At 45.5% G+C, this 13,762-nt stretch carries 12 protein-coding genes; 9 read left to right on the top strand and 3 right to left on the bottom strand.

Annotated elements, in window-relative coordinates:
- Positions 1-55: 55 nt before the first annotated feature.
- Entirely contained in the window at positions 56-1,327 is a 1,272-nt protein-coding gene (locus tag WH96_RS08245) for an ABC transporter substrate-binding protein (protein ID WP_047763693.1), read from the bottom strand.
- A 63-nt stretch (positions 1,328-1,390) separates the two neighbouring features.
- Positions 1,391-2,287, bottom strand: a complete 897-nt coding sequence (locus WH96_RS08240; RefSeq protein WP_204248152.1) for an N-acetylmuramic acid 6-phosphate etherase — start codon at positions 2,285-2,287, stop codon at positions 1,391-1,393.
- A 279-nt stretch (positions 2,288-2,566) separates the two neighbouring features.
- Between WH96_RS08240 and WH96_RS08235 the strand changes: the two genes are divergently transcribed.
- From WH96_RS08235 to WH96_RS08205, 7 genes are read left to right on the top strand one after another with little or no spacing between them, the layout of a single operon-like run.
- Positions 2,567-3,460: a BadF/BadG/BcrA/BcrD ATPase family protein gene (locus WH96_RS08235; RefSeq protein ID WP_156176751.1), complete on the top strand. Its 894-nt coding sequence runs from the start codon at positions 2,567-2,569 to the stop codon at positions 3,458-3,460.
- Complete coding sequence (locus tag WH96_RS08230; RefSeq protein ID WP_047763691.1) at positions 3,457-4,218, top strand: GntR family transcriptional regulator; 762 nt, start codon at positions 3,457-3,459, stop codon at positions 4,216-4,218. Before WH96_RS08235 ends, WH96_RS08230 begins: the two co-directional genes overlap by 4 nt.
- A gap of 17 nt (positions 4,219-4,235) precedes the next feature.
- Positions 4,236-5,267, top strand: coding sequence for an SIS domain-containing protein (locus WH96_RS08225; protein ID WP_047763690.1), 1,032 nt, complete (start codon positions 4,236-4,238; stop codon positions 5,265-5,267).
- Positions 5,267-6,427: an N-acetylglucosamine-6-phosphate deacetylase gene (gene nagA, locus WH96_RS08220; protein WP_047763689.1), complete on the top strand. Its 1,161-nt coding sequence runs from the start codon at positions 5,267-5,269 to the stop codon at positions 6,425-6,427. Before WH96_RS08225 ends, nagA begins: the two co-directional genes overlap by 1 nt.
- A 39-nt stretch (positions 6,428-6,466) precedes the next feature.
- A complete protein-coding gene (locus WH96_RS08215; RefSeq protein WP_047763688.1) occupies positions 6,467-7,558 on the top strand; it encodes a Gfo/Idh/MocA family protein in 1,092 nt (363 codons plus the stop codon).
- 39 nt (positions 7,559-7,597) lie between these two features.
- Positions 7,598-8,671 carry a class II fructose-bisphosphate aldolase gene (fbaA, locus tag WH96_RS08210; protein ID WP_047763687.1) on the top strand — a complete coding sequence of 358 codons (1,074 nt, stop codon included), beginning with the start codon at positions 7,598-7,600 and terminating at the stop codon, positions 8,669-8,671.
- A 17-nt stretch (positions 8,672-8,688) separates the two neighbouring features.
- A complete protein-coding gene (locus WH96_RS08205) occupies positions 8,689-9,786 on the top strand; it encodes a carbohydrate kinase family protein (protein WP_047763686.1) in 1,098 nt (365 codons plus the stop codon).
- Between the two features lie 27 nt (positions 9,787-9,813).
- Here WH96_RS08205 and WH96_RS08200 read toward each other — a convergent pair whose 3' ends face one another.
- Positions 9,814-10,056: a CDGSH iron-sulfur domain-containing protein gene (locus WH96_RS08200; protein WP_047763685.1), complete on the bottom strand. Its 243-nt coding sequence runs from the start codon at positions 10,054-10,056 to the stop codon at positions 9,814-9,816.
- Positions 10,057-10,660: 604 nt separating this feature from the next.
- On the opposite strand from WH96_RS08200, the gene WH96_RS08195 reads away from it, so the two are divergent.
- Positions 10,661-11,518: an OmpA family protein gene (locus WH96_RS08195; RefSeq protein WP_047763684.1), complete on the top strand. Its 858-nt coding sequence runs from the start codon at positions 10,661-10,663 to the stop codon at positions 11,516-11,518.
- Between the two features lie 142 nt (positions 11,519-11,660).
- On the top strand, positions 11,661-13,697 hold the full coding sequence (locus WH96_RS08190; protein ID WP_053005775.1) for an AsmA family protein: 2,037 nt from the start codon (positions 11,661-11,663) through the stop codon (positions 13,695-13,697).
- Positions 13,698-13,762 lie beyond the last annotated feature (65 nt).

Below are 13,762 nucleotides of genomic sequence, written 5' to 3'. Positions count from 1 at the left end.
TTATATGCAAAACGCCGGTACCGATCAGGCACCGGCGTTTATATTATACCAGATTTTATTGCTGTGGTTTGTACCAGCTAGCAAGTCCGTCCTGTGCTTTCTTGGCCGCTTCTTCAGCTGTCATGCTGCCGTTAATTACGCCAACAGAAGTATTCCAAAGATCGTTTTCGAGGTTTGGTGTGCCACGTGAAAGGATCTGATAGGAATTACGAATAGAAGATTCACACTTGCCGCGCCAGCTTACGAATTCCTGAGCAACAGGATCGCTGATGGTAAGTTCGTGCTTTGACAGGGCGTAGAAACCTGGCAGTGCATTTGAGAAAATGGAACCAGCTTCTGCTGATGCCATCCAGCTAAGGAAAGTTTCAGCGGCTTTTACATTTTTAGATGCTGCATTGATGCCAAGGCCAATGTCAGTGTGATCTGAAATGTAGCAAGTTTCCTGTCCGGCTGGAACGGGTGGTGGGAAAGCACCGAACTCGAAGTCAGCCTGACCATTAAATGTTGAAATATCCCATGATCCAGCAGGGTAGATTGCTGCACGACCCAGGCTAAAGAGGTTTTGGCTATCAGGATAAGACTGTCCTTTGTAGCCTTTGCCAAGATATGGTCCCCATTCAGCAAGATGCTCATATACTTTTACATACTGAGGGTCAGTCAGCTTTTCTGTGCCGTCAATCAGGCCTTTACGCCCTTTTTCTCCAGCCCAGAAGTTAGGGCCAACATTCTGGAAGCCCATGGTTGCTGCTTCCCACTGGTCAGCAGTTCCCATTGACATCGGAATATAAGTGCCATCTTCTTTGATCTTTTCAAGAGCAGCCATGAACTCAGGAATGGTTTTTGGAATTTCCAGGCCCAGTTCTTTAAAGGCTTCCTTGTTGTAAATGAATCCGTGGATCACTGATGCCATTGGCAGGCAGAAAGTTGTTGAGCCATCGTCTGTTTGCCAAGCTGATTTAGCAACGCTTGAGAAGTTCTCCATACCGGGAAGGTCGTCAACTTTTGTCAGGTGACCTTTGTTGTACAGGTCAAGTGAAGCGTCAAATGGCTTACAGGTAATCAGATCACCAGCTGTACCAGCTGTTAGCTTGGCATTCATGTTGGCGTTGTATTCTGTGGGCGGTGATGGTGCAAAGCGGACTTTGATGTCTGGATGCGATTTGTTGAATGCCGGAATAATTTGGCTTTCCCAAATTTCCAAATCATCCGTACGCCAGCTTTCAATAACAAGTTCATCTGCAAAGGCAGATACTGTTGGCGTTAATGACGCAGCTGCCAAAGCAATTGCAGCAACACTTGTGCCTAGTGTTAGATTACTTTTTTTCATCTTATCCTCCGAGTTAAAAGAGTGTCCGGGTTTTTCCCGGTTTTTGTTAAAATTATTAATAGGTTACTTCAGTTGTTCCATTGCCTGACGCAGGTGCCCACGATTATCGGTGAGGGCTTTTTCAGCATCGGCCTGGGGGTGGTTCATTGCCAGTAGAACAGCAAGTTTTATGTTCTTGCCAGCAGCTTTCAGGCATCTTTTTGCCGTTACGCTATCAGTTCCGGTAATTTCCTGAACAATAGCCGCGCCGCGTTTTTCCAGCTTTTCGTTGTTGATCACCATGGAAACCATCAGGCCGTCATGAACATGACCAAGCTTTGTCATGGTCAGGGTTGATAACATGTTCAACGCTGCTTTTTGGGCGGTGCCGGCTGCCATTCTGGTCGATCCGGCGATAACTTCGCTGCCGCTATCCAGAAAAATAGAATGATCGGCACAATCAAAGGTTGGTGCATGTTTGTTGTTGGCAATGCTAACGACCAGAGAACTTTGTGAACGAGCGTGTTTGACTGCTGCCAAAGTGTAGGGTGTAGATCCACTTGCCGCGACGGCGATAATCACATCCTGTGCATTTATTTTATGGTTCTTAAGAGCGTCGATAGCAATTGTTTCATCATCTTCTGCGCCGCCCATAGGCGCAAGAAGTGCGTCTCTGCCCCCTGCGATCAATGGAACCATTTTGTCCAACGGCCAGCCATATGTCGGGTTGAGCTCAACACAATCTTGAATGGCAAGGTGTCCGGAAGATCCTGCACCGATGTAGAAGAGACGTCCGCCATTCGACAGGCGATTGGCAATTGCCTCTGCACTTTCTGAAATTTCAGGAATGGCGTGTTGTAGGCAGGAAACAGCTCGCAGTTGAGATGCCCATAGCGACTCAAGGATCTCCTCGGCAGGCCAGCTGTCCAGACTATGGTACCGGGGGCTATGTTTTTCTGTGCCCTGCATCTCTTTCGACAAGCTTTTGAATCCATTAATTTGTGAATAACTGATTTCATAATACCAAAAAGAAACCAATTTGAAATCAATTTTTTCTATTTTTGTGATCAGTAAATGGATTTATTAATGAAGTGTTTATTTTAAATTCTTTTATCCTATTGAAATTATTTGTAAATTTTAGATGAAATTATTCTTTTTCAAAAAAATAAAATCTTTTGAATTTACCTTTCTCCAAAAATAACTTAAATTGGTATTTAATTGGTTTTGTGCATTGGTCTTTTATTGGTTCTGGAGTGGTAAGTGGTAAACGAGATGCTCTTTGCAGGTGTTGATGGCGGCGGAACGAGTTGTCGCGTTCGAGTTGAGGATGCGAATCGTAACGTTCTTGGTGAAGGATTTGCTGGGCCATCAAATTCAAGACTTGGGGCTGTTCGTGTTTACTATGAAATAGAAAAGGCTTGCCTTGAAGCTCTTCATCAATCCGGTCGAGGTCGGGAGGATTTTGCTTCCCTTCATGTCGGGTTGGGGCTGGCGGGGCTCGGTTTGGAAAGTGAGCTTCAGGCGATGCTTTCTTTCCCACATTCTTTTGCCTCTGTTTGCGGCGCTACCGATGCCTATACGGCATGTTTGGGAGCTCACGCCGGTGAAGACGGGGGCATTCTTATTTTAGGAACAGGTTCATGTGGACTGGGTATCGTTAAAGATGACGTTATCAATGTTGGCGGTTGGGGATTTGAAATTTCAGATCATGCCAGTGGGGCTGTTCTGGGGTTAACCGCCGTTCGCAGTTCGCTTTTTGCTGCCGAAGGATGTCGACCGGAAACCCCGCTAACAAAAGCAATTATGGCGCACTTTAAAAATGATCGCCAAGTGATGGTTAAATGGGCAGAGGAAGCAGAGCCGCATCACTATGGCTCTTTTGCGCCTCTTATATTTGATCATGCCGATGATGGTGATGAACTGGCGGGCCGCATTGTTGCGAAGTCTGTGCATGAAGCTGGCAGTATGATACAGGCTTTGCTTGATAGGGGCGTTGAAAGTGTTTGCCTGATGGGGGGTGTTTCCAAGCGTATTGCCCATAGATTACCAGAGGAATACCAAAATATTTTAAGTGAGCCGCATGGCGATGCGATGGATGGTGCAATAAGAATGATTCGAAAAACGGCCTCTGAAAATCAGGGGGCATCCAAATGAAAGTAAGCACCTTTCGCGCCCTAAAAGTAAAATCCCGACTGGATGGCAGTAACCCGACACCGCTTTATAAACAATTGCAGACCTTAATCAGGCAAGCGATAGAGAGTGGGGCATTCAAGGTTGAAGATGCTTTGCCCAGCGAGCGTGATATCGCTTCTGAGTTGGAGGTGTCTCGTGTGACTGTCCGCAAGGCAGTTCAGGGGCTGGTGCGTGATGGTTTGCTGGTGCAACGTCATGGCGCGGGAACCTTTGTCGCTTCCCGAATGGAACAACCTCTTTCCAAATTGACCAGCTTTACCGAGGATATTACGGCCCGGGGGATGCAGCCATCTGTGGTTTGGGTTGAGCGTGCAACCGGGCTTGCGACGCCTGAAGAAGCTATGGCGCTTAATTTATCACCAGGTGTTGGCGTGTCACGCTTGCACCGAATACGTTGCGCCGATGGTAAAGCGCTCGCGATTGAACTTGCCACTGTCCCACAGGAATTCTTGCCGGATCCTCTGGTTGTTGAAGATTCTCTCTACAGTGTACTGGATAAATCCGGGTTGCGCCCTCTCAGAGCCCTGCAAAGGTTGAGAGCAGAATTACTGCAACCAACACAAGCCGATCTGTTGGGTGTTCCTGTCGGTGGGCCAACTCTTTATATCGAGAGGCGTTCTTTCCTGCCCGATATGCGTCCTATTGAATTTACCCGCTCTCATTATCGTGGGGACAGCTATGATTTCATTGCTGAACTCTATTTGGATAGCCGTGATTAATACGAATGAAATGAAGAATGATTAAGACAATGAGCCTTATGGCAAAAGAAACAGCCGAAACACCGGCGGTGATTTCAAGACAACTCAGAGCGAACAGAGATGTGCTCGAGGATTTGTCTAGACGGATACGTGAGAAGAAGTTTCGTTTTATAGCCACCTGTGCGCGAGGCAGCTCTGATCATGCCTGTGCCTTTGCGAAATATGTATTGGAAATTGGCACTGGTCTTCCTGTGGTTTCTTTTGCACCGTCAGTCTCCACGCTTTATGGGGGCGCGCTAAAGTTGCAAGACAGTTTGTTCATTGCTGTATCGCAATCCGGGCGTAGTCCCGATTTGGTGCAGGCAACGCAACAGGCGAAAGACCAGGGCGCTTTTGTTCTCTGTATCTGTAATGATGCAACATCGCCGCTTGTCGCTCTGGCCGATTGTTTTCTGCCGCTTCATGCAGGACCTGAAAACTCCGTTGCGGCGACAAAGAGTTATATCGCGTCTTTGACGGCTTTGCTTCAACTTAGTGCAATCTGGAATTTTGACAGTGGTTTGTTACCCGCTTTGGAAAAGCTTCCGGATCAATTGGATCGGGGCTTGTCTGCGGATTGGTCTGAACCTGTTGAGTTGCTGGCGACATCGTCCAATCTCTTTACTGTTGGTCGGGGCCCCGGATTTGGTATCGCATTGGAATCTGCACTCAAGTTCAAAGAAACATCCTATATTCATGCTGAAGCTTTTAGTGCCGCAGAGGTAAAGCATGGACCAATGTCGCTCGTGGCTGATGGTTATCCTGTTCTGTTGTTCAGGCAGCGAGATCAGTCTTGGGATTCTGTTGGAGAGCTTGCCGAGAATTTCCGTGAAAAGGGCGGAGCTGTCTTCACCGCCCAAGAGGGGAGCTTGAGCAAAGGTATCTTACCAATTGAAACCAATATTCATCCCTTTTGTCAGTTGCCCGTAATGATCCAGAGCTTTTATGTCATGGCAGAGAAAATCACCCAGATGCGCGGTCTTGATCCTGATAATCCTCGTCATTTGAAAAAAGTAACGGAGACAGTTTGATGAAAACTGCTTTGACCAATGCATGTGTTTTTACCGGGGAAGAGTGGGTAGATGCAGCTACAGTGATTATCAGTGACACCATCATTGAGGCTGTCGGAACGTCTATCGCCATTCCTGATAATGTGGATTGTGTCAGAAATTTAAACAGTGCAAAGTTGGTCCCTGGATTTATTGATGTACAGGTCAATGGTGGCGGTGGTGTCATGTTTAATCAGAATACATCACCACGCGGGCTACGATCTATTGCCCGGGCTCACCGTCGTTATGGCACGACGGGAATGCTGCCGACCTTGATTACTGATGATCGCCCTGTGATGGAAGCTGCTGTTTCGGCAATGCAGCAAGCTATTGATAATCATGAACCTGGCATTCTTGGTATTCATTTAGAGGGTCCTTATCTTAATCAGGTGAGAAAAGGGGTGCATCAGGAAGATAAGATTAGGTCTATGGAAGCTGATGCTTTGGGTCTCTTATCTCGTCTTAAAGGGGGGAAGACGTTGGTTACGCTTGCCCCGGAAAAAAATACATCGGGAATTATTCGGCAGCTGGTTGAACATGGTGTTTTGGTCGCTGCGGGGCATACCGCCGGTGGTTATGATGATTATCAAGCCGCTTTTTCAGAGGGCCTTAGCTGCTTTACCCACTTGTTTAATGCCATGACGCCGATGGATAGCCGTGAACCCGGTGCTGTCGGTGCAGCGTTGGATCATGATGATAGTTGGTGTGGGTTGATTGTGGATGGATATCATGTTCATCCTGCAACACTACGAAACGCGATCAAAGCCAAGAAGCGCGGGAAAATGATGTTGGTCACTGATGCTATGGCTACGGTGGGCAGTGATCAGGACTTTTTTGAACTCTACGGACAAAAAATTTATAGTCGTGAGGGGCGTTGTACAACTGCTGAAGGTGTTTTGGCCGGTGCTCATCTGGATATGGCAACAGCGGTTCTTAATACTGTTGATATGCTAGGTCTTTCCCATGATGAAGCTTTGCGTATGGCATCCTTGTATCCGGCTGAATTTCTTGGTTTGGGCAATGAACTCGGACGCATTGAAAAAGGGTATAGGGCATCAATGGTTCTATTGAATGATGCCGGGCTTGTTCTTGATACCTGGATTGATGGGCGAGACACGGAAATGGATGCCCTGAAAAGCTAACTATATCTAAGCTAACGGTATCTTATGAGGGAATGAGCAATGGGCAATAAACAGAAGGTTCTTGTCGTTGGTTTGGGAAACATGGGGCAATCCCACGCCAAGGCTTATCATCATCTGGATGGATTTGAGATTGTTGGCCTTTGCAGTCGCAGCTTGAATAACAAGACACCTTTGCCTACTGATATTTCCGGTTATGATCGATTTTCAGATTATGACGAAGCACTTGATCTGTTGAAACCTGATGTTGTCTCTATCAATACCTGGCCGAATACTCATGAATCTTACGCCTTAAAGGCTTTTGACGCTGGTGCTCATGTTTTTCTCGAAAAACCGATTGCAGATACGGTTGCGGGAGCCGAACGGGTAATCGAAGTCGCGCAAAAGAAGGGACTTAAGCTCGTTATTGGCTATATTCTCCGCCATCACCCTTCGTGGCAGGAATTTGTTTCCCAAGCACAAAAATTGGGCAAGCCTTTGGTGATGCGGATGAACCTCAATCAGCAAAGCAGTGGCGAAACCTGGCAGGTGCATAAGCAACTTATGAAAAGCATTTCACCGATCGTAGATTGCGGTGTGCATTATGTGGATATGATGTGCCTGATGACACAGGCTCAACCGATCAAGGTACATGCTATCGGTGTTCGTTTAAGTGATGAAATTGATCCTGATATGTATAACTACGGTCAGCTACAGGTCACGTATGATGACGGTTCTGTAGGTTGGTACGAAGCCGGGTGGGGGCCGATGATGAGTGAAACGGCATTCTTTGTTAAGGATGTCATTGGGCCTAACGGATGTGTGTCTATTGTTGCTGAAGATCAAAACAAGGCAGAAGACAAGGCAATGGAATCTGATGATATTGATGCACATACCAAAACATCAGCGTTATTATGTCATTCATCAAAGTTAAATGATGCTAAGTCATTCGCACATAAAGATAATTTAATTCGGATGGATGATGAACCTGATCATGATGCTCTTTGTCAAAGAGAACAGGAGTTCCTGTTAAAAGCCATTATCGACGATTTAGATTTGACATCTCACATGCAGGATGCTGTGAACAGTATGAAAATTGTTTTGGCTGCGGATGAATCGGTTCGAAGTGGTCAGGTTGTACATTTGAAGCGCTAAAAGGCGTTTTGTGACATAGAAAAACAGGGAGGATCGGCGGTGTCTGAAAAACTTCGCCCGGGTGTTGTTACCGGTAAGGACTATGAGAAACTCGTAAAGGCATGTAAGGCTGGAAACTATGCGCTGCCAGCGGTTAACGTTACCAGCAGCAGTACAGTTAACGCCGTTTTGGAAGCCGCAGCGCGTAACAAATCGGATGTGATTGTTCAGGTTTCAAACGGTGGCGCAGGCTTTTACGCTGGCGCGGCTTACCCGGATGGCCTACAGGGCAAAGTAAAAGGCGCGGTTGCTTTGGCACAACACGTTCATCTTCTGGCTGAAGGTTATGGCGTTTGCGTTGTTTTGCACACCGATCATGCCAATCGCGGCCTCCTGCCTTGGATTGATGGTCTGTTGGCAGAGGGTGCAAAGTTCCGTGAAAAGAACGGAAAACCTCTCTACACATCACATATGATCGATCTCTCCGAAGAGTCTTTGGAAGATAACGTTGGCACATGTGCTGACTATCTGAAGAAGATGGCACCACTTGATATGAGCCTTGAAATCGAGCTGGGAGTGACCGGTGGCGAAGAAGATGGTGTCGGGTCCGAGCACACTGGTGCAGATAATCCGAAACTTTATACTCAGCCAGAAGATGTGGCTTATGCTTACGAGCAGCTAAATCCACTGGGTGATTTTTCTGTTGCTGCGTCATTCGGTAATGTTCACGGTGTATACAAGCCCGGCAATGTAAAGCTTCGCCCTGTAATTCTAAAAGATTCTCAGAAATTAATGTCAGAACGTTATGGCCTGGAAGAAAAGTCACTTGATCTGGTCTTCCACGGTGGCTCTGGTTCGTCTGATTCAGATATTAAAGAGGCTGTGTCTTACGGTGTGTTTAAGATGAACGTCGATACGGACCTTCAGTACGCATATTCAGAGCCTGTTGGTGCTTATGTAAATGCAAATCAGAATGCATTTGTTGCCCAAATCGATCCTGATACAGGTAAGCCGCTAAAGAGCAAATACGACCCACGTAAATGGGTGCGTCAGGCTGAACAGGGATTAGGCTCAAAACTGGATGGAATTTTCTCTGTCTTGGGATCTGTGGGCAAATCTCTCGCACAAGATTAATAAAATAGGACGATATGATGAAGGCACTGACACTGGGTGGGGCTACTGTCGATATTATCGCTTCGGTATCTGACGATGAAATCGAACGTATGACAATGCATAATGCGATCACAAATTTCCTGCTTTTAGAAGAAGGAAAGAAAGTGGAAGCAGAAAACATTGAAACCCACACTGGTGGCGGTGCCATCAATGCATCCGTTTCTATGGCTCAATTGGGCATAGATGTTTCCTGTGTTGTAAAGCTGGCTGATGATATCGAAGGCCACATGGTTTTGAAGCGTTTGGAAGAAAAATCCATTGGTAAGAAATGGGTTTTATCAAATGCAGATCTACCTACTGGCTGTGCGGTTATGGTTTCTTCACATGTTAGAAATCCAACGATTTTTGTTGCCCGTGGAGCGAATACGCTTCTTACTCAGGACGAAATTAAACCCGAGATGTTTAAGGATGTCGAGCTTACATACGTAACAGGCTTGAGTGGTGCCTCTGCTGATTGTTTTCCAAAAATTGTAAAATTGGCGAAGGCTGCGGAAAGTCTTGTTGTCGCTAACCCTGGAATTCGTCAATTATCTTCGCGAACCCAATCATTTTGGAATTCGCTGCAATATATTGATGTTTTGGTAATGAACGAAGTTGAAGCCGGGCAATTGGTACCATTTGTCTCTGCAAAATCGGAGATTGATGCAAACCGTCCTTGTGCCTATTCAGATGACAAAAAGCTTCCTGAGTTATTGAAAAAAGGCGTTGGCGTCTCTGGTACGATGATGGGGTTGCGGGAATTTACCAAAATAATTAACAGTCTTGGACCAGCGAGATTATTGGTTACCAACGGCAAAGAAGGTGCTTATTTGGGAACAAATGAACAAATTATCTTTTGTCCGGCACAAAAAGCAAAAGTAATGGGAACCGCAGGTGCCGGAGATTCATTTGCTTCAACCTTTGCTTCTTTTATCGGCCTTGGTAAAGGGGAAGAGTTAGCACTAAAAGCTGCTTCTATAAATTCAGCATCTGTCGTTTCGGTCATGGATACGCAGTCAGGTCTGCTAAATCATGACCAACTTTTGTCAGGCATTGAAAAGGCTGATTGGCAAAAGTATGAATGTTATAATCTATAGGAATTCTGATCTTTAGAGTGTCTGTATTCAAAGCAAGTGTTTGTGATTTCCGTCACAAAAGGGTTTTTTTGAGCTGTGTTTACATTGACACAGGAAATATTTCTTGGACTTTTCTGCTGTGAATGATAGCGGTTGAAAGCTGGTTCCCTTATGACTGCCGTCGCAAAAGGGCTGTTTTTTTGATTTGCCACAAGCGCACCAAAAATATGTTTTACCTTCTTCGAGTTCTATGGTTGCCGGAGTGATGTCCGCAATTTCAGGGGTTTCCATTTATCTTCTCCTGATCTTTTTTCTTTATAATATCATGTTTGATTGTTTTGTTGTCATATTTATCGCCTATTGGTTTAGTTGCTAGCGTAACTCGAAGAAAAGGTAAGGAATCTGTGCGCCTATATCTGTGGATACAAGCAAGTTTTCTACTTAAAGATGATTCCGGTACGTTTGATTTAGTTGCCCCGAAGGTTTTAATTAAAACAAGGTTATACTGGTACGTAATTTTACCAAGATGTGTTTTTAAACCAAATCTATATTCTTCTTAACAAGACGTTAAACAAACAAAAACTTTAATTACTTCAGGTTGATATTTTGTTTGTTCTATTCTAGTGTCAACCGAACTTTGGGAGAACATCTGGCAACAACAAGTATTGATTCCTTTTGGTATCTATCTGATTTTGTGTTATTTTCTCTGTGTAAATAATAGGGCTGGGAATGTGGTCCCTAGTATTTTAGTGAAAGAACCAGTAATCTTTTCATTCTCATTAGTGGTTATATTTTATAACTGAGTATGAATTGGTCTTTAATTAAATAGTACCGGGATTTGTTTGTTTGTTTGTCTCGTTTTCAATGAATATCTAAACCTTCAAGGGAGAATATCATGCGGGGTTTAAAATTTGCTTTGGTAGCCGGTGTTGCGGCTCTAACTCTGTCTGCTTGTGCTGATCGTTATCAGATGGCCAGCGATGCAGAACCATCAGGCTCTTCATTTACAAGAGAACTTTACAAAGGTTACGTCGGTCTTTCTGGCGCAGAGAAAGCTGAAAAAGATTGGACAGATTCTAATCTGTTCGCGGACAAAGCACTGGCCTCTGCTGATGGCAACGTTGTTGCGCCTGAAGAAGTAGCAAATTGGGATCTGGGTGCAGAATTTGTTGATGATTTATCCTCTGCTCATGATCGTTTAGCAGCTGCTCTTGCAAATGGTGCGGCAGACATTGCGCCAACATCTGCTGCGAATGCACAGGTTATGTTTGACTGCTGGATCCAGGAACAAGAAGAAAATATTCAACCTGATGACATCGCAGCATGTCGTGATGGTTTTCTAGCTGCGATGGCCAAAGTCGATGCGGCCATGGCGCCTAAAGCAAAAGCGCCAGCTCCTACACCAGCTCCTGCGGCTGCGCCAGCACCTTATGCAATTTATTTTGACTTCGATTCCGATGTTCTGACTGTAGATGCACAAGCCGAAGTTTCTGTGATTGTTGCTGCTGTGAAGAAGCATTCACCTTCAAAAGTGATCGTTGCTGGCCATACGGATACAGCGGGTTCATCTGCATACAACCAGAACCTGGCAAACAGACGAGCAGCTGCTGTTGTAACTGCACTTGAAAGCCACGGTGTTTCTGCTTCTATCGTCCAAAGCCAGGGCGTTGGTGAGAATGCGCCTGCGGTTGACACTGGTGATGGCATTTCTGAGTTCAGAAACCGTCGCGTTATTGTGACACTCGTGAAGTAATTCACATGTCTGGCTAACCAATGCCAGAATGAAAAGGCGGTACTGGCTTAAAGCGGGTACCGCCTTCTTGTTATTCGTCTAAACCTTCAATAATCGTGTCATTTGCATGATTTATTATCAAATCGTGTAATGGAGACTAAAAATGAAAAAAATACTCTTATCAATCGGCGGCTTAATTCTCTTGGTCATTGCTGTTCTATTGATTGCTCCCTTCTTTATTTCTCTCGAAGACTACAAGCCAGAAATTGCTGCAAAAGCAAAAGAGGCGACGGGGCGCGATTTGAAAATTGGAGGAGAAATTTCTCTCAGCCTATTCCCGACCGTTGCGGTTGAAGTCAACGATGTTGCTTTGGCGAATTATGATCAGGGGCAAAGTAAAGATATGGTAACTCTTGAGCAAATGGCGCTTGAGTTACAGATCATGCCGTTGTTATCGAGTGAAGTTGTTATTGATAAGTTTGTGCTGGTTAAGCCCGTTATTAATCTTGAAGTTGATAAAGCAGGTAAGCCAAATTGGGAGCTTGAAGGTACTCAGGACTCAACCGGTGATACAGCTGCGGCTGAAAGTTCTGAATCTTCTGATGGCGGAAGCGGTGCTGGTCTTAGTGGACTATCCCTAGGGGATGTTCGCATTGAAAATGGAGAGCTTCATTTCATTGATTTAGCTTCTGGTACAAAAGAAGGCATCGAAGCACTTAACCTTGAAATATCTCTGCAAGCGCTGAACGAGCCTCTGTCTTTGGATGGTCGATTGGACTGGAAGGCAGAAACAATTAACCTTAAAGCGGATGTTGCTAATCTTGAAAGCCTGATGAACGGGGGGAGCACAACGCTTGAAGCGTCTGTTAATTCAACACCAGTCAATTTTAGCTTCAGCGGTTCAGCTCAACAAGCCAGTGCTTTTTCTCTTGCTGGCGCTCTTGATCTTGATGTCCCATCTGTGAAGGGGCTAACTGATTGGGTCGGTGCACCGATTGAGCGTCACAACGAAGATACTTTTGGCCAGTTGTCGGTTAAAGGGCAGCTTGATCTGAACGGCCCTGTGGTTGCTTTTGATGATGTATCTCTTGTCTTTGATGCTTTGACTGCCCAAGGTGCTTTGAAGATTGATAGCTCGGGTACTGTGCCAAATATCGTAGCGGCACTTTCTACTGGTGTTCTTGATATTACTCCATACTTACCACCAGAAACATCTGGCTCTGAAGATACCTCCTCTGGGGGGGCATCCGGTGGTACTGCGTCACAAAGTGCGGCGACAGATCAAGGTTGGAGTGATGAGAAAATTGATTTCTCCGGACTGAAATCTGTGAATGCAGACTTGGCCTTGAAATCTGAAGGTGTGAAAATCCGCAAAATCACCATCGGTGTCAGCGAACTTGGTATTCTACTCAAAGGTGGAAAGTTAACTGCAGATTTGAAGCAGCTTGCTTTATATGATGGACAAGCCCGTGGTAAAGTAGTTTTAGACAGTTCGAAGGCTACACCTAGTACGGCAATCAATTTTGACCTTTCCGGGGTTCAGGCTGAACCATTGTTGTCTGATAGCGCGGATTTCGAAAAGCTTCTGGGGACTTTGAATTCCAAGGCTAATTTGACGACACAAGGTGCTTCTCAAAAGGCGATGGTCTCTAATCTGAACGGCAACGGAGATTTTGTTTTCAAAGACGGTGCAGTTAAGGGGATAAACATTCCCGGTCTGATCCGTAATGTATCACTGGATGCGTTGCAAAATTCCTTTGATGAGGCACAATCTACTGACTTCGCTGAGTTATCAGGTACCTACACAATTCAACAAGGTGTTGTGAATAATCAGGATTTGAGCATGATTGCTCCTTTGTTCAGGCTTTCTGGCAAAGGGACTGTTCCTATGCCTCCTAAAACACTGAATTATCGAGTAGAGCCAAAGCTCGTTGGTGATCTTGAAGGTCAGGGCGGTGATAGTGGGGCCAAAGGTCTTGCGGTACCGCTAATGATCACGGGGTCCTGGGATGACCCTAAAATTACGCCTGATCTTGCGGGTGCCTTGACTGATCAGTTGAAAGATCCTTCAGCTCTCATCGAAGGTGTTACTGGCGGTGAAGAGGGATTAAAACTGCCTCTCGGTGGTGATGATGCTGGTGGGGTAGAAGAAGTTATCGAAAAGCCTAAAGAGGCTTTGAAAAAACTTTTTGGTAACTAAGATCACACTTCCTATGAAAGCCAGTTATCTTAACGGTAGCTGGCTTTTTTATTTCCTGATGACAG

Origin of the sequence: Kiloniella spongiae (genome assembly GCF_001026905.1) — a bacterium.
Classification (GTDB): domain Bacteria; phylum Pseudomonadota; class Alphaproteobacteria; order Kiloniellales; family Kiloniellaceae; genus Kiloniella; species Kiloniella spongiae.
The sequence above is the reverse complement of the archived record's forward strand: the minus strand, read 5'-3'. Positions and strand labels throughout refer to the sequence as shown.

What these genes read in the sequence shown, in the direction of transcription:
- WH96_RS08195 (WP_047763684.1), top strand. Translation starts at nt 10,661, where the DNA reads ATGCGGGGTTTAAAATTTGCTTTGGTAGCCGGTGTTGCGGCTCTAACT.
- WH96_RS08205 (WP_047763686.1), top strand. Translation starts at nt 8,689, where the DNA reads ATGAAGGCACTGACACTGGGTGGGGCTACTGTCGATATTATCGCTTCG.
- WH96_RS08215 (WP_047763688.1), top strand. Translation starts at nt 6,467, where the DNA reads ATGGGCAATAAACAGAAGGTTCTTGTCGTTGGTTTGGGAAACATGGGG.
- nagA (WP_047763689.1), top strand. Translation starts at nt 5,267, where the DNA reads ATGAAAACTGCTTTGACCAATGCATGTGTTTTTACCGGGGAAGAGTGG.
- WH96_RS08245 (WP_047763693.1), bottom strand. Translation starts at nt 1,327, where the DNA reads ATGAAAAAAAGTAATCTAACACTAGGCACAAGTGTTGCTGCAATTGCT.
- WH96_RS08200 (WP_047763685.1), bottom strand. Translation starts at nt 10,056, where the DNA reads ATGGAAACCCCTGAAATTGCGGACATCACTCCGGCAACCATAGAACTC.
- WH96_RS08230 (WP_047763691.1), top strand. Translation starts at nt 3,457, where the DNA reads ATGAAAGTAAGCACCTTTCGCGCCCTAAAAGTAAAATCCCGACTGGAT.
- WH96_RS08225 (WP_047763690.1), top strand. Translation starts at nt 4,236, where the DNA reads ATGATTAAGACAATGAGCCTTATGGCAAAAGAAACAGCCGAAACACCG.
- WH96_RS08190 (WP_053005775.1), top strand. Translation starts at nt 11,661, where the DNA reads ATGAAAAAAATACTCTTATCAATCGGCGGCTTAATTCTCTTGGTCATT.